We start from the raw sequence: 16245 nt of genomic DNA, 5'->3' as shown, positions 1-16245 counted from the left end.
CGTCTCAACCGTCTTTCCAGTCCGTCAGGCCGTCTCTCCGACCCGTCAGCACCACCTCAGCAGCGCCGGTGAAGGGGTATTTACGGATTAGGTCTGGGACCTGCAACCCCCATTTTGAAAAAACTTCACATTTCTCGTCGATTTCTTCTATTCATTAACAAAATCAACATACTACCTTAACAAACTAAGTTCTCCGAAGGAATTTTTGACGTCAGACTGGCCGTTGGATTTCGACACTACTCTGTCCGGGAATGGAATCGAGGGCTGTTGCACCAGAAAGCAGCCCTTAATCTCATACGAGCTGGTCGAAAGTCATATTGAAAACTTGCAGGCGGAATCACGAACACGAAGTGAACTGACTTGGGGTCACAATTGTTTTTTTACTCAATCGGCGCACTCTCAAATGAAACGAAGCACGATGGCCAAGACGGCGAACAACAGATCAGCCAGCCAGTGTTACGAGAGGTAGAAAGGCCGCAATGCAATTCGACTATGTCATCGTCGGCGGAGGTTCGGCAGGATCGGTTCTGGCAAACCGGCTCAGCGAAGACCCGACCACAAGCGTTTGCCTGCTTGAAGCAGGTGGTGGTGGGAACAGCCTGATTGTCCGAATGCCGGCTGCTGTTGTTGCCGCACTTCCCGGGCGGCCCAGGATCAACAACTGGGCATTCGAAACCGTCCCACAACCCGGTCTGAATGGGCGCAAAGGCTATCAACCTCGAGGGAGAGCGCTGGGAGGATCAAGCGCTATCAATGCGATGCTTTATATAAGGGGTCAAAGACAGGACTATGATGGCTGGGCTGAACTGGGGTGTGAGGGCTGGGATTGGAACAGCGTTTTGCCCTATTTCAAACGCGCCGAAAACAACGAACTTGGCGCAGATGACTTGCATGGCGACAGCGGACCACTTCAGGTGTCAGACCAAAAAGCACCGCGCCCGATCACCCTGTCCTTCATTGAAGCCGCTCAACAATTGCAACATCGACCTACTGACGACTTCAACCGCGGCGACAACGAAGGAGTCGGTCTGTACCAGGTCACACAATTTCATGACTCCGGAAAAAATGGTGAGAGATGCTCGTCAGCGGTAGGCTACTTGTTTCCTGTCATGGATCGCCCGAACCTGACCGTTATCACACACGCTCAGGTCAAAAGGCTGACGTTCGACGGTAGCCGTGCCACCGGTATCGCGTGTGATGCAAAGGGCAAAGGAACGGAAATCGCGATTACAGCACGGCGCGAGGTTTTGGTATGCGCTGGTGCGTTAAAAACACCGCAGTTACTGCAAGTGTCAGGTATTGGCGATGCCGCCGATCTGACACCACATGGAATCGACGTACGGCATGAATTGCCCGGCGTGGGAAAAAACCTGCAGGACCATCTGGATTTCACGCTTACGCACCGCACCAAGGACACGGACAATTTCGGAATAGGGCTAGCTGGTACCGTGCAACTGCTGAAGCATATCTTGAGGTGGCGCGAATCTGGGGTTTCGATGGCGGCCACCCCTTTTGCTGAAGGCGCAGCTTTTCTGAAAACCTCATCCGATCTGGACCGCCCTGACATTCAGTTGCATTTCACAATCGCAATGGTCGACGATCACGCGCGCAAACTGCACTATGGGTATGGATATAGTTGTCACATCTGCAAACTGCGCCCGGAAAGTCGGGGGACAGTTGGCTTGAACTGCGCTGATCCCATGGCTGCGCCCGCCATTGATCCGGGATTTCTTTCAGATGCCCGCGATCTGGACACAATGATCAAAGGCGCGCGCATGACCCGAGACATCCTGCAGGCACCGGCTTTGGCCAAATATCAGCACAAAGAGATGTTCGGAACGGATACTGCCGAAACCGACGCGGATTGGGAGAGGCATATTCGCGCCCGCGCCGATACGATCTATCACCCGGTCGGCACCTGCAAAATGGGCACAGACGATATGTCAGTTGTAGATCCCGAGCTTCGGATACGGGGTCTTGAGGGGCTGCGTGTGGTTGACGCTTCGGTGATGCCGACATTGGTGTCGGGCAATACAAACGCACCCACCATCATGATCGCCGAAAAAGCTGCTGACATGATCAAAGCCGCAGCGTTGTAAACGCCCTAATGGCCTTTCCTCAGGGCCTCCAGCCCGACGCGATAATTGGGATAGATCAGGTCTACACCCAGCTCATCTTTGATCCGGTCGTTCCGGACACGTTTGTTTTCATTGTAAAAACTACGCGCCATCGGGGTCAGATCAGCCTCTTCAAACCGAACTGCAGGGGGCAATGGCAAACCCTGTAACTCAGCCGCATATCCTATGACATCCTGCGGGGGGACCGGTTCATCATCACAGACGTTGTACACACTTCCCGGGTTTGGTTTGGCCATTGAGGCCTGCAATATCTGCGCGATGTCGTCCACATGAATGCGTGAAAACACCTGCCCTGGCTTGATAATCCGCCGCAATCCGCCGCGCTTGAGCTTGGAAAACGGCCCGCGACCCGGCCCATAGATGCCCGCCAGACGGAAGATATGAACAGGCAGGCCGGGAATGGCCGACCACTGATCCTCGGCCAGCATACGCCATCTGCCGCGCTTAGCGGTCGGTGCAGGCGGAGTGTTCTCATCAACCCAGTCCCCTTGGTGGTCGCCATAAACGGCCGTCGTCGACAGGTATCCCACCCATATGAATTGACCCGCACGCTTGGCGATTTCATCGCCCAGCACCGCCAACACTGGATCGCCTTCTTCACTCGGCGCCGTTGAGATCAGTAAATGAGTCACCCCATCAAGATTCGGTACTTCACCCGGCCAGATCTGTGGTTCGGCACCTGAAGCCCGGATTGCAGCAGTTCCCTCGCGGTCTCGCGTGGTGCCAACAATACTCCAGCCTTTCGGGGCAAGAATTCGGGACAAGGCCTGGGCGGAATAACCATGGCCAAATGAGAAGAGCGTCTTGTTCATGACCCTTTGATGATCCGCACCGTGCCGGGATGCAAGCGCCGCAAGGACGCACTTGAATCGAATCTTCGATTGCGCCTTTCTGTCAGACATGAGCAAAAAAACACCTGACCTGCATTCGGCCTACGCGTCGAGCTCTCCGGGAGAGAACAAACGACTCTATGCGGAATGGGCTGGGGATTATGACGAGAGCTTTGCCGCGCGCGAAGACTATCAGCTTCACACCCGTACAGCACGGGCGTTCGTCGGTGCTGGTGGTCAGGGACCGGTTCTCGATGTGGGCGCAGGAACGGGTCTGTGTGGCGCGGTGTTGTCCAGGCTTGGTGTCGGGCCGATAGATGCAACCGATATCAGCGCGGAAATGCTGGATCAAGCGATGCGCAAGGATATCTACCGGGACGCAATCGAGGCTGATCTGACGCAGGGCATCCCTGTTCCGCGCGACAGCTATTCCGGCATTGTCTCATCCGGCACGTTCACACATGGCCATTTAGGGCCCGAAGTGCTGCCCGCCCTGTTGCGCGTGGCTCGGCACGGGGCGCAGTTCGCGTTGTCGATCAATGCACGCCATTTCGAAAAACTGGGTTTTGCGGATGCTCTCAGCGAACTGGAACAGAACCAGATTCGCAACCTGACCCTGCCCGAAGTCCGCATCTATGGTGATCTCGCCGCTGGTCCAAACAAAAATGACACCGCCCTGATCGCTTTGTTCGAACGGGCTTAACCCTGTATGCCCAGTGAACAGATTGTGCTCCCGGTTTTCATGGCTCCGCAATGCCAGCTTTTCAGATCGGACTTCGGTCAAAGCTGGCTGACTTGTGGAACAGCAGGATCAGGTTCAGGTCGCGTAATCCGAAGCCTCAACATCAAGGATCGCTTTGATCTCCCGCAGATGCGCATCGGCCTGATCAGGATAGTCATCTAGCTCTTGCGCAGTTTTCTCGGCGATCTCATCAGACAAGACGCGCAAGGGTAGGCCGGTTTGCAAGGCACGAATGTAAGTTTCGGCCGCGCGTTCGAAGTAATACAACCGGTTGAACGTATCCGCTGGGTCGCTGCCGATGATCAGAACACCGTGATTGCCCATGATCATAACTTTCTTCTTGGGATCAGACAGCATCCCGGCGCAACGCTCCCCTTCGCTTTCAAAGGCCAGGCCTCCGAATTCTTCATCAACCACGTAACGGTTATAGAAGGTTGCCGTGTTCTGATCGATCGGCGGCAGTGAGCTGTCGGCCAATGAGGCCAGAACAGTCGCAAAGATCGAATGCACATGCATGACGCAACGCGCATGAGTACAATGGCGGTGTATAGAACCATGCAGCCCCCAGGCTGTCGGGTCCGGTGCACCGGGTTGTTTCATCACATTCGGATCATTCGCATCCAGCAGCAGCAGGTCCGAGGCGCGAATGCGCGAGAAGTGCACCTGATTGGGGTTCATCAGAAACTGCGTGCCGTCATCATTCACCGCCAGACTGAAATGGTTGGCAACCGCCTCATGCATGTTCAGTTTGGCCGTCCAGCGGAAAGTGGCGGCCATATCCACACGCTCGGGCCAATGGTCGATATTGGGACGAAGATTGGTGAGGCTCATGGTTTGGCTCCTTTTGCGGCTGGTCCTGACCAAACCTGCATTCGGTCTGGCCGTTTGACCAACGAAAAAAACATGGCTATCGCATTAGCTGAACTTATGCCGAGGTTATGTAGATGCAGAACAGGCTTCCTCCGCTTGGCTGGCTGCGTACTTTCGAGGCCGCCGCGCGTCATCTGTCCTTTACTGGCGCGGCGCGGGATCTGAACATGACGCAAAGCGCGGTTAGCCAGCAGATCAAATCGCTGGAAGGGCATCTGGGGCAGCCACTGTTTCTACGTCGGCCCAAAGCACTGGAACTGACTGAGGCCGGAATTACGTATTTGCCGGTTGTACGAGAAGCCTTTCGAACCTTGGTGCGGGGCACTCAGGCGGTGACCGGTGCGCAACCAAACGCGGTTCAGGTACAGTGCAACATCAGCTTTGCCGTCAACTGGCTGGCCCCGCGCCTGCCGGCATTTCGGGCCGAACATCCCGACGTTCAACTGAATATCTTCACCGAGCTTTGGGAACCGCGCGAGATGGCCGAAGGTGCTGCGGTTGAGATTCGATTCTCTCTTCGCCCCTCGGATACCGCCCGAACCGAGATGCTGCGCACTGAACACTACTATCCAGTCTGTGCCCCTGGATATCAGGTGTGTTTGGAGGACCTTCAGGAAAAACCGCTGCTCGATTGCTCCAACCTGTTGTCGAACTGGGCGAATTGGGCGGAAGATCAGGGTCTAACCTGGACAAATCCGTCGGTAACTTACGCGACGACCTATCTGGTTTGCCTGTCAGCTGTAATGGCTGGAGGCGGTTTGTGCCTGGCTCACGACACTATCGCAAGTCATCTGATTGACCACGGACAGCTGATCGCACCGTTTAAACACCGCGTTCGAATGCCCGAGTCCTATTATCTGCTATTGTCTCCGCAGGCCGAAGATACACCCGGAGCTGTGGCCTTTGCGGATTGGGTGCGACGCGAAATCGGGTCTGTTGCGTAAACGGAATTACTCCCACCCACTTACAATGCCCCCTTCAGGGCATCGTCGTTGGTTGGGCCGAGCAGCGCTGACGCGCTGCGGATGCGATTGGACGGGCAAGCCGCGCCCAGAACGAGCGACGATTTCAGAACAACGAAGAACCGGGGTTGCACCTGCTCGCGCATTCGTGAAAGTTGAGCCATGGAATACACACCCTTCCCAAGTTGGCCCGATGTCGCCCCTAAATTGATCGCAGTCGCAGCCGGACGTGAGGCGGCAGACACGATCATTCAGGGTGGTATTTGGGTGAATGTGCACAGCCGCGAACTGCTGCCGGACCATTCTGTGGCAATTGCTGCTGGGCGGATTGCGTTTGTCGGGCCTGATGCCTCTCACTGTGCCGGTCCGGACACGGAAATCATCGACGCGCGAGGGCGATACATCCTGCCCGGCTTGTGTGACGCGCATATGCATGTTGAATCCGGTATGCTGACTCCTGCCGAGTTTGCCCGCGCTGTCATCCCTCATGGCACCACCAGCATGTTCACCGACCCGCATGAGATTGCCAATGTGCTTGGGTTGGACGGCGTGCGCATGATGCACGACGAAGCCATGATGCAGCCGGTCAATATATTCACTCAGATGCCGTCCTGCGCACCATCTGCACCGGGGTTGGAAACGACGGGCTATGAGATCACGGCCAAAGATGTGGCTGAGGCGATGAGCTGGCCCGGTATTATCGGGTTGGGTGAGATGATGAATTTCCCGGGGGTAGTTCACGGTGATCCGAAGATGTTGGCTGAAATTGCGGCCACGCAACGGGCGGGCAAAACCGTCGGCGGGCACTATGCTTCGCCAGATTTAGGGCCTGATTTTGCGGCATATGTCGCCGGAGGACCGGCGGACGATCATGAAGGCACATGCGAGGCCGACGCCATTGCACGGGTTCGGCAAGGCATGCGGTCGATGATGCGGCTGGGCTCGGCCTGGTATGATGTGGAAAGCCAGATCACCGCCGTGACCAAAAAGGGTCTGGATCCACGCAACTTCATTCTATGCACCGATGACTGCCATTCGGGCACATTGGTAAACGACGGGCATATGAACCGCGTCGTGCGTCACGCCATTGCCTGCGGATGTGATCCGCTTATCGCGCTTCAGATGGCGACAATCAACACTGCTACACATTTTGGGTTAGAACGCGAAATCGGGTCGGTCACGCCGGGGCGGAGGGCAGATATCATCCTCAGCTCGGATCTGAATGAGCTGCCGATTGATATGGTGATTGCCCGCGGCAAAGTAATTGCAAAAGATGGTGCAATCACCGTCGATTGCCCTCATCTGAATTGGCCCGACAAAGCACGCAACACCATTCATTTGGGACACGAACTGACGTCGACCGATTTCGAGATCAAAGCCCCGGACGGGGCCAACAAGGTGCAGGCCAATGTGATCGGTGTAGTGGAAAACCAGGCCCCAACCAAGGCTTTGAAAGCCGAATTGCCGATCATTGGCGGGCTTGTTGAAGGCGAAGGCGAGGTGTGTCAGATCGCACTGGTCGAGCGGCATCGCGCAACTGGCGGGGTGACCAACGCGTTCGTATCAGGCTTTGGCTATCAGGGAAAAATGGCCATGGCCTCGACCGTGGCGCATGACAGTCACCACATGATTGTTGTAGGCACCAACCGGGAACAGATGGCGCTGGCCGCCAACCGATTGGCCGAAGTGGGCGGTGGCATCACCATCCTCCGCGATGGGCAGGAACTGGCGCTGGTCGAATTGCCCATTGCCGGCCTGATGTCCGACAGCCCCGCCGCCGAGGTTGCTGCCAAAGCGGACAAGATGATGCAGGCCATGCAAGACTGCGGTTGTCACCTCAACAACGCGTATATGCAGCACTCGTTGCTGGCGCTGGTCGTAATCCCGGAACTCAGAATCTCGGATCTTGGGCTTGTTGACGTGCGCACCTTTGAAAAAATCGATCTTCTGGAACCTTTGGCATGACAAAACTCATAACACCTGAAGCATCAGCGCCAGAGCGGTTTACCGATCCTGCAGCAGCGGTCGCACGGCTGGAAGCGCTTTACAATCAGGCAACCGATTTCCTGTGCGACAGCTTTTCCAAAGCCATGCGGGAAGGCGCACCAGCTGCGCGGTACAGAGCCTACTACCCTGAAATTCGTATACAGACCTCGACATATGCACAGGTCGACAGCCGTCTGAGCTTTGGCCATGTATCTGAACCCGGTGTTCATGCGACAACCGTGACACGCCCGGATTTGTTCCGATCCTACCTGACGCAGCAGATTGCCCTGCTGATCAGGAACCATGACCAGCCCATAACCATTGCGGCGTCAGATACACCGATTCCGGTGCATTTCGCAGTGGCCAACAACGCCGATCTGGTTGTGCCGCATCAGGGCGCAGCCGCCTTCACCCTGCGCGACGTGTTTGACGTACCGGATCTGACCACCACCAACGACGATATCGTCAATGGGGTGCATGATCACGATAACGATGCAGGGCCTCTTGCATTGTTTACCGCCCAACGGGTCGACTATTCGCTTGCACGACTCGCCCATTACACCGCGACGGATGCCGGTCATTTCCAGAATCATGTGCTGTTCACGAACTATCAGTTCTATGTCTCGGAATTCGAAAACTATGCCCGCGAGCAATTGGCGAACCCCGACAGCGGGTATACAAGTTTCGTTTCAACCGGAAATGTCGTGATAACGGACCCCAAAGCAGAAATCGAGCAGCCGCTGAAACTGCCGCAAATGCCGACCTATCACCTGAAACGTGAAGATGGTTCCGGTATCACTTTGGTCAACATTGGCGTTGGGCCGTCAAATGCGAAAACCGCCACGGACCATATTGCGGTTCTGCGCCCTCATGCCTGGCTGATGGTTGGCCATTGCGCCGGGCTGCGCAACACGCAGGCACTTGGGGATTTCGTGCTTGCCCATGCCTACCTGCGCGACGACAAGGTTCTGGATGACGACCTGCCGGTCTGGGTCCCGATTCCACCTCTGGCCGAAGTTCAGGTGGCACTGGAACGTGCCGTGGCCGAGGTTACCGAGCTGGAAGGTTACGAGCTAAAACGGATCATGCGGACAGGAACGGTCGCATCGGTCGACAACCGCAACTGGGAGCTTCGCGATAACTCCGGCCCGGTTCAGCGCCTCAGCCAATCCCGCGCAATTGCATTGGATATGGAAAGCGCAACTATCGCCGCAAACGGCTACCGGTTCCGCGTTCCCTATGGCACATTGCTTTGTGTTTCAGACAAACCGTTGCACGGCGAATTGAAGCTGCCAGGCATGGCATCATCCTTCTATACCACTCAAGTCAGCCGCCATCTGGCCATTGGCATCAAGGCGATGGAGCACCTGCGCGGCATGCCGTTAGAGCGTCTGCACAGTCGGAAATTGCGTTCCTTCGACGAAACAGCCTTCCTCTGACGCAAAAAAGCAACGTTTTCCCCATATTTTTAGGGGTTTCAGCACTACTATTCGTTGTGTTTAGCCACAATATCCCGTTACAGTTACGCGGTGAGGCCCAAGACATCGGGCACGTTAAGGAGACCAAGAAATGGCAAAGCCTATGACTAAGACTCAGCTGGTTGCTGCTCTCGCTGAGGAAATGGGAACCGACAAGAAATCCGCGAACTCCGCGCTGGAGGCCATCACCGGCCTGATCACCCGCGAAGTTTCGGCCGGTGGCGCAGTGACCCTGCCCGGCGTCGGCAAAATCTACTGCCGCGAACGCCCCGAGCGTCAGGTACGCAACCCGGCAACCGGTGAGACTTTCACCAAGGAAGCCGACAAGGTTGTGAAAATGACCATTGCGAAAGCACTGAAAGACAGCGTGAACGGCTGATTTCAGCGTTCATTTTGAAACGATTGAGGGCCGCCGTTTGGGGGCCCTTTTTCTTTTTCCGCCAAATCAGGCCCGCCAGATCACTCAGAAACTCGAAAATACAGGCAGAAGCGTCATTGATTACGCCACATATATTTTATCATCGGATTGCCTTGCCCGGCACGATCACGGAAACATGTGCTTTTGAGGGGCTATCTCACTTTTTATTTTCAAAACGGGAAGGAATTAACTTTGGCCTCCGCTTACACGTTTGAAACCAAGAGACTGAGTGTTCAGGCTTGGAGCCCATCATCGTTGCCTTCAATCGGCACGCATGAGTTTCGCGAAGAATTTTCGCCGCTACTTACACCAGCAGTTTTAAAACACTTGCCCAAGGCATTGCAGCTCTCGGATTCTGAAAACGCGATTGAGCACTGGCTGGAAGAAAGGGTGGCGGAATCTGATCTACTAACCGTCCGCGACAGCAAAGGAATACTGATCGGCCTTCTGATCCTGGCCCGACTTTCGGAGCAGGAGAGTTTGGCGACGGTGCATGTCGGGTATCTTTTTTCCGAAGCCGCATGGGGACGGGGATACGCGACCGAACTGATTTCCGGTTTGATCAATTGGTACCGTGACTCGAGGACTTCTGTCCAGATTATCGGCGGGGTCGAAAAAGGGAATGCAGCGTCGGCCAGAGTGCTGCAAAAGAACGGCTTTGAAAGGATGAAAGACTACTCCGATCCGGAAACTGACATGTTCAGCAAACGCATAACAGATCATTCCTAGCACTCATTCTCCTGCGCCAAGCCAGGTTCCAAAGACAAACCCGAAAGGCCGAGTTGGAAGGCACGCACTTCCTCCATTTCGGAAGGCATCCTTGTCACAAAACGGGCGCCAGCATGGGCGCCCGTTTACTTTATTCATCGGTCAAATCAGTGAACCGTTTCGATCTTACGGAAATCTATTTCCCGACCTTCAGGCATGGAGTCGATGCTCAGCACCTCATTGCGTTTGGTGATCAGGATATAGACCACGCAGGCCAGATAAAGTCCGACAACAATGGCCCCGATCCACTGGATTTGCAGCCATTGGCTTTGGAACAGCAGGGTCAGCATGAACAACAATGCAACATTGCCTGCCACGTACACCGCCTTACCAAACCGTTCGACCGTCAGGTTCAGGTTGTCAGTGTACAGACGGATCAGCGAGTCCAACGAGTTGATCACAAAGGTTATGCCCACGATTACCATAGCAATGTTGGTGATGCCTGCGGTGCTGATACCGTTCAGATGGTAGTAGTAGAGAACGGTGAACCAGATCCCCAGCGGAATCGACGGGAAGATCAACAACGCCGCCAGCAGCTGCCAGGTCTTCAACCCGCCCACAAAGCGCGAAGTGAACTGCCCAATCATGATTGACCATGCAAACCACCAGAACAGGTAGAAAGCGTGATAGTCGGTCAGAGGCAGGACAAACTTGTGCAAGTTGGCGAAATAGGCGTTGATATTGCTGCCGGTTTCAACAAACCCGGTCATTCCCATGCCAGCAGCCACCCACATGCCGAGGATAAGCGCCAGGAACAGGAAGGTCGAACCCACCGACAGAATACGCACGTATTTCAGATCGGTCGAGGAATAGGCCGCAGCCAGAATGACCACAAACACGATGACGTAGAAAGTTGTGACAACCGATTCACCGTCTCCGACCTCGGGCAGATAGCCCGGCAGGTAGATCAGAAACAGGCTGGCGGTGAAGGCGCAGGTACCGATGATGACCACGTTGTTGATCAGCTTGACCACCGGGATCTCAAAGAACTTCACACGCGGCTCGATCACGCAGAAGTAGAAGGCCGTCAGGAAGTAGAACGCCCAGATCAGGAAGCCCCAGAACCCGAATTCGATCGCCAGCGGGTTGGCAAAGGCATAGGCCGGATCATCGGCATAGCCGCCGAATTCCGTCAGTGGGAACATGATCAGGCCGACATCCAGACCGGATGTGAACAGGATCGCGATAAACGTAAACAGATGAACAGGTGTAACGCCAACGCAACGCAGGTTCCACCATTTCACGACGAAGAAAGCGACCAGGCCCAATGCCAGCAGGACGCCGAAAGATAGAATGTACTCCAGAAGCACCGACAAACCTCCCTTGATATGTCAGGTCCTGCCGCCGATATCTTTAATTGGCCAGTCAATCAATATAAACATGTGCAAGACTTTTCTTGCATCACGCATGTGTCTTTTTTGACGCGCACTGCTTGCGACCGATCCCAAAATCAGGGACAGTCCGCGCGACGTGACAGGGGGTCTCCATGGATCTGCGCGCCATAGCCATGGGGCTGACATTTGCCCTGATCTGGTCATCTGCCTTTACCTCGGCGCGGATCATCGTGGCGGATGCCTCTCCTCTGTTTTCGCTGGCACTGCGGTTTCTGATCTCCGGTGCTCTGGGGGTCATGATTGCCCGCGCGATGGGGCAAAGTTGGAACCTGACCCGAAATCAATGGCGTGCCACGATCCTGTTCGGAATCTGCCAAAATGCCCTGTATTTGGGCCTGAACTTCTACGCGATGCAAACGGTCGAGGCTTCGGTCGCGGCCATTATCGCATCCACTATGCCCTTGTTGGTGGCACTGGCAGGTTGGCTGATGTTCGGGGATAAGCTGCGCCCGCTTGGTGTATTGGGTCTGTTCGCCGGTTTCGCCGGAGTCGCCCTTATTATGAGCAGCCGGATCAGCGCGGGCGTCGATATGTTCGGAGTCGCACTATGCGGTGCGGGGGCGCTTGCTTTGACTTTTGCCACGCTTGCGGTTCGCGGTGCGACGTCTGGCGGTAACTTCATGATGGTCGTCGGCTTGCAGATGCTGGTAGGCTCAGCCGCGCTGTTTCTGGCCGCTCCGATCTTTGAGACCATCTACATTCACCCGACACTTCCGCTGGCGCTGGCGTTCATCTACACAACCCTTTTCCCCGGATTGCTGGCCACATTGATCTGGTTCCTGCTATTGGATCGGATCGGAGCCATTCGGGCCGCCACTTTCCACTTTTTAAACCCTGTATTCGGGGTCACGATCGCGGCGATCATGCTGGGCGAAAAGTTGGGTGCGATGGACGCGGTCGGCGTCGCCGTCACGACCCTTGGCATTCTTGCGGTTCAGATTTCACGACAGGGCGCTCAGGGCAGCAAGGCCTCGACCTGAGACAACAGTTTACGGGAATCGGGTTTGACGTTCGACCCATAGGTCGCAACCACCTCCCCTTCAGAATCGATCAGGATCTTGTTGAAGTTCCATTTGGGCGTGAAACCGGTCCGGGCGGCAACGGCTTTGTAGAACGGATGGGCGTCTGCGCCTTTCACCGGAGTGATGTCCGTCATCGGTAGGGTCAGCCCATAGTTCATCTCACAAAACTGTTTAACCTCATCTGCCGATTCCAGCTCCTGATTGAATGAATCCGACGGCACCGCAAGAACGACCAACCCTTTGCCGGAATAAGTCTCATGCACCTTTTGCAGAGCCGCGTATTGTCCCGTGAATCCACAATGCGACGCGGTGTTGACCACCAGCACAGGTTGGCCGCGCCAGTCTTCGATGGTCAATGTGCCTCCGTCGATCGAGTCGAACTCACCGGTCAAAGGCGCCGCCTGAACGGCGCGGCCCAGTAAGATCAGGGCAGTCAAAAGCAGCAATTTCATCATGACTTGTCCTCCCTTTTAGATTGATACGCATGTCTTTGTTGTTCAGATCACTTGCACGACTGCGAGAGCGATTTGAAATATCGCTTTGCTTTCCACCCCGCAGCCCCCAGATAATGGCGAAAACAATAATTCAGCCGGAGGATCCATGACTCGCTTTACCAAAGACCCCACGGCCATCGCTGCGCTTTCACCCGAAGAGTTTCACGTCACTCAGCGCAGTGGTACCGAACGTCCGGGCACCGGAAAACACCTGAACAACAAGGAGCCGGGCATTTACGTGGATATCGTATCAGGTGAGCCGCTCTTTGCCTCGACCCACAAATACGAGTCCGGTTGCGGCTGGCCCAGTTTTACCAAACCGATCATCCACGAACATGTGGAAGAAGTTCGCGATACGACGCATGGTATGATCCGGACCGAGGTTCGTTCAAAACACGGCGACAGCCATCTGGGGCATGTCTTCCCTGATGGTCCGCGCGAACATGGCGGGCTACGTTACTGCATAAACTCCGCCTCGCTCAGGTTCATCCATCGCGATGAGATGGAAGCCGAAGGCTATGGCGAATATTTGATTCACGTGGAGGATATCTGATGACCGAACAACGCGCTGTACTGGCCGGGGGCTGTTTCTGGGGTATGCAGGATCTGATCCGAAAACTGCCGGGTGTCTCGCGCACCCGCGTCGGTTACACCGGCGGCGACGTGCCCAACGCGACCTATCGCAACCACGGCACCCACGCCGAAGGGATCGAGATTTTGTTCGACCCGTCGAAGATCAGTTATCGTGACCTGCTGGAGTTCTTCTTCCAGATCCATGACCCGACCACGGCAAACCGTCAGGGCAATGACCGCGGCATGAGCTATCGCTCGGCGATCTATTTCGTTGACGACGCTCAGAAACAGGTCGCCGATGATACCATCGCCGATGTGAACGCCAGTGGCCTATGGCCCGGCAAGGTTGTGACCGAAGTCGAACCCGTCGGCGACTTCTGGGAGGCCGAGCCAGAGCATCAGGATTACCTTGAGCGCATCCCGAACGGCTATACCTGCCACTTCCCGCGCCAGGATTGGGTCTTGCCCAAGCGCGTCAGCGCCGCAGAGTAACGCACCACCTGCCCGGCCCCTCTGATCCTTCAGGGGGGCTAGTCTACTGCCACCCGCGGTCTACCACTGGCTTCGACCGTGATCATGGCCTCGACAAACACGTCCTTGGCTTCGATCCGTGCCGTTTTGATGTCACGATCCACGATCACCCGGATATCTTCCGCACCGGCTTGTCGTACTGCACCTTCCGCTTCAGACCTCAGAACGCGTTCCAACAAGGCCAAAGCTTCATCGGATGCGGCGAAATCCTGTGGACCGTCCTCCAGGTGCACACGATACCGCCCCTCAGTCGGAGAGGTGACCGTGCCTGAACGCCTCAAGGTCAGCCGCCCCACGACAGCACCAATCGCATTTGCCACGCCTGCATGTTCCGGCAGGATCATTCGGCAATGCAGTCGCTCACCCACCGCCGGGTAATAGCTGGGCGCCGATGCGCCAAGACCCACCACATCCACATTCAGTGACGCACTCAGCGCCAGGAGCCCACAATGTTGTGCCAATCCACGCTGAGTCAGCACATGGCGCGCCAGGTCTTGTGGCGGCAGGCCGAAACCATCCTGCTCCTCACCAAAAGCAGCCTCTAACAAGGTCAAACTGGTTTGTTCCGTCAACTGATCAATAATCATCCGCGCCAGTGCTTCGGGCGAACTTGCAAGCATGTCGCCTGATCCTACCCGTTTACGCGCCACCAGCTGCAATGATTTACGGGCCGCCTCGGTATCCCAAGCACTCACCCGCCCCAGAACGTGGCTGGCATCCGACGGCGTCACGCCCGAGACCTGAACGATTCCGCGATCCACCAACCGCGACAGCGCTCCGTTCTCCATACGCGTTCGTAACAACGCGCCAAGGGGCAGAACCTGATCGCCCAACCGCTCCAACAAAACTTCTTCCCGCGCGCCGACGCCCTCGGCATGAATACCGGGCACGCGGCGGGCGAAACGCGTATCATGCTCGCCCACTGTCGTGGCCCGCAATTGTTCGTCCAGAACGGCATGCACAACCTCTGGCGTTTCAGTCGCGATCAGCGACACCGGCAGGACACGACGCGGCCCCAGAAACACACCACCCTGCAACCCTTCGGTCACCACATGAACCTGACTGTCCCCACCCAGACCATGGGTGCGCATCGCCACGGCCTCGACCATGGTTCGAAACCCACCAACCTGCGCGCCGGCCGGGTCAATCGCGGGCTTGCCGTCGCGGATCAGCGCCACATCGGTCGTCGTTCCTCCGATATCGGACACCAGCGCGTTATCCGCACCCGTCAACCAGCGCGCGCCGACAATTGACGCTGCCGGCCCGCTGAGGATTGTCTCAATCGGCCGCTCCCTCGCCTGTTCTGCGCTCATCAACGCCCCATCGCCCCGCACCACCATCATGGGGGCTGAGATTCCCAACGCGCGCAGCTGATCCTGCGCACGTCCGATCAAACGGTCGATCATCCCGATCAGCCGCGCATTCAACACGGCAGTGACCGCGCGTTTTGGCCCGTTCAGCTTTGCCGATAAATGATGCGAACATGTTACCGGAGCCCCGGTTCTTTCCGAGATAACGCGCGCCGCCTCCAGCTCATGCGCAGGATTTCGGGTCGCGAACTGCGACGCAATCGCAAAGCCGGAAATACCCTTATGAGAGTCTAAAAAACCCTCCAACGCAGCGACATCCAATGGCGCAGTTTCTCCGCCGGAGTGGGAATGACCGCCCCCAATGACCAGGGCCGGATCACCTTTCAAGGCATCCTTTAGCCCATGTTTTTCAAGATCGCTGTCTTTGAACCCGATATAGATCAACGCAACCCGACCGCCCTGCCCCTCGACCAGAGCGTTCGTGGCCAGCGTCGTCGACAGAGATGCCATCGATATCTGATCCGGAGCAACCCGAGCTTCTTCCAGAACAGCCGAAATCGCCTTGCCCACACCAATCGCCAGATCCGCACGCGTGGTCAAGGACTTGGCTGAGGCGATGACCTCCTTCTCATCCCGGATCAACACCGCGTCGGTATAGGTTCCGCCCGTATCTACCCCCAAAGACAGCGTCATCGGGTCCTCCTTACTGTTCGCTGCGGATGGTTTAGC

Annotated in this window: 16 protein-coding genes; 10 read left to right on the top strand and 6 right to left on the bottom strand. The window is 56.2% G+C overall.

Annotated elements, in window-relative coordinates:
- Positions 1-479 precede the first annotated feature (479 nt).
- A complete protein-coding gene (locus tag Q0816_RS24265) occupies positions 480-2099 on the top strand; it encodes a GMC family oxidoreductase (RefSeq protein ID WP_298855521.1) in 1620 nt (539 codons plus the stop codon).
- A gap of 5 nt (positions 2100-2104) precedes the next feature.
- On the opposite strand, the gene Q0816_RS24260 is transcribed toward Q0816_RS24265, so the two are convergent.
- The gene (locus Q0816_RS24260; RefSeq protein WP_298855520.1) at positions 2105-2950 is read right to left on the bottom strand and encodes an SDR family oxidoreductase; all 846 of its coding nucleotides are present in this window, start codon (positions 2948-2950) and stop codon (positions 2105-2107) included.
- An 88-nt stretch (positions 2951-3038) separates the two neighbouring features.
- Between Q0816_RS24260 and Q0816_RS24255 the strand changes: the two genes are divergently transcribed.
- The gene (locus tag Q0816_RS24255) at positions 3039-3671 is read left to right on the top strand and encodes a class I SAM-dependent methyltransferase (RefSeq protein WP_298855518.1); all 633 of its coding nucleotides are present in this window, start codon (positions 3039-3041) and stop codon (positions 3669-3671) included.
- A 114-nt stretch (positions 3672-3785) separates the two neighbouring features.
- Here the strand turns inward: Q0816_RS24255 and Q0816_RS24250 are convergent, their stop codons facing one another.
- Entirely contained in the window at positions 3786-4541 is a 756-nt protein-coding gene (locus Q0816_RS24250) for a class II aldolase and adducin N-terminal domain-containing protein (RefSeq protein ID WP_298855517.1), read from the bottom strand.
- A gap of 113 nt (positions 4542-4654) precedes the next feature.
- On the opposite strand from Q0816_RS24250, the gene Q0816_RS24245 reads away from it, so the two are divergent.
- Positions 4655-5524 carry a LysR substrate-binding domain-containing protein gene (locus tag Q0816_RS24245; RefSeq protein WP_298855516.1) on the top strand — a complete coding sequence of 290 codons (870 nt, stop codon included), beginning with the start codon at positions 4655-4657 and terminating at the stop codon, positions 5522-5524.
- Positions 5525-5544: 20 nt separating this feature from the next.
- Here Q0816_RS24245 and Q0816_RS24240 read toward each other — a convergent pair whose 3' ends face one another.
- Positions 5545-5706: a hypothetical protein gene (locus Q0816_RS24240; RefSeq protein WP_298855515.1), complete on the bottom strand. Its 162-nt coding sequence runs from the start codon at positions 5704-5706 to the stop codon at positions 5545-5547.
- On the opposite strand from Q0816_RS24240, the gene ade reads away from it, so the two are divergent.
- The 4 genes from ade (at position 5705) to Q0816_RS24220 (ending at position 10153) form a co-directional block, all read left to right on the top strand.
- Positions 5705-7507 carry an adenine deaminase gene (ade, locus tag Q0816_RS24235; protein ID WP_298855514.1) on the top strand — a complete coding sequence of 601 codons (1803 nt, stop codon included), beginning with the start codon at positions 5705-5707 and terminating at the stop codon, positions 7505-7507. The genes Q0816_RS24240 and ade overlap by 2 nt on opposite strands.
- Complete coding sequence (locus Q0816_RS24230) at positions 7504-8967, top strand: AMP nucleosidase (RefSeq protein ID WP_298855513.1); 1464 nt, start codon at positions 7504-7506, stop codon at positions 8965-8967. Before ade ends, Q0816_RS24230 begins: the two co-directional genes overlap by 4 nt.
- Positions 8968-9097: 130 nt before the next feature.
- Positions 9098-9385: an HU family DNA-binding protein gene (locus tag Q0816_RS24225; RefSeq protein WP_117871130.1), complete on the top strand. Its 288-nt coding sequence runs from the start codon at positions 9098-9100 to the stop codon at positions 9383-9385.
- A gap of 231 nt (positions 9386-9616) precedes the next feature.
- Positions 9617-10153: a GNAT family N-acetyltransferase gene (locus Q0816_RS24220; RefSeq protein ID WP_298855512.1), complete on the top strand. Its 537-nt coding sequence runs from the start codon at positions 9617-9619 to the stop codon at positions 10151-10153.
- A 146-nt stretch (positions 10154-10299) separates the two neighbouring features.
- Here the strand turns inward: Q0816_RS24220 and Q0816_RS24215 are convergent, their stop codons facing one another.
- On the bottom strand, positions 10300-11496 hold the full coding sequence (locus Q0816_RS24215) for a BCCT family transporter (RefSeq protein WP_298855523.1): 1197 nt from the start codon (positions 11494-11496) through the stop codon (positions 10300-10302).
- 182 nt (positions 11497-11678) lie between these two features.
- Here Q0816_RS24215 and Q0816_RS24210 point away from each other — a divergent pair, with 182 nt between their 5' ends.
- The gene (locus Q0816_RS24210; RefSeq protein WP_298855511.1) at positions 11679-12566 is read left to right on the top strand and encodes a DMT family transporter; all 888 of its coding nucleotides are present in this window, start codon (positions 11679-11681) and stop codon (positions 12564-12566) included.
- Here Q0816_RS24210 and Q0816_RS24205 read toward each other — a convergent pair.
- Entirely contained in the window at positions 12542-13063 is a 522-nt protein-coding gene (locus Q0816_RS24205) for a glutathione peroxidase (protein ID WP_298855510.1), read from the bottom strand. The two genes, Q0816_RS24210 and Q0816_RS24205, sit on opposite strands and share 25 nt — an antisense overlap.
- A 145-nt stretch (positions 13064-13208) precedes the next feature.
- Between Q0816_RS24205 and msrB the strand changes: the two genes are divergently transcribed.
- Together msrB and msrA are read left to right on the top strand one after the other, a co-directional pair.
- On the top strand, positions 13209-13655 hold the full coding sequence (msrB, locus tag Q0816_RS24200; protein ID WP_298855509.1) for a peptide-methionine (R)-S-oxide reductase MsrB: 447 nt from the start codon (positions 13209-13211) through the stop codon (positions 13653-13655).
- Entirely contained in the window at positions 13655-14167 is a 513-nt protein-coding gene (gene msrA / locus Q0816_RS24195) for a peptide-methionine (S)-S-oxide reductase MsrA (protein WP_298855508.1), read from the top strand. The genes msrB and msrA overlap by 1 nt, the downstream gene beginning before the upstream one ends.
- A gap of 38 nt (positions 14168-14205) precedes the next feature.
- Here msrA and Q0816_RS24190 read toward each other — a convergent pair whose 3' ends face one another.
- Positions 14206-16209, bottom strand: a complete 2004-nt coding sequence (locus Q0816_RS24190; protein WP_298855507.1) for a hydantoinase/oxoprolinase family protein — start codon at positions 16207-16209, stop codon at positions 14206-14208.
- Positions 16210-16245 lie beyond the last annotated feature (36 nt).

This window comes from uncultured Ruegeria sp. (genome assembly GCF_947497005.1).
Classification (GTDB): Bacteria; Pseudomonadota; Alphaproteobacteria; order Rhodobacterales; family Rhodobacteraceae; genus Ruegeria.
This window is presented reverse-complemented; position numbering and strand designations above follow the sequence as displayed.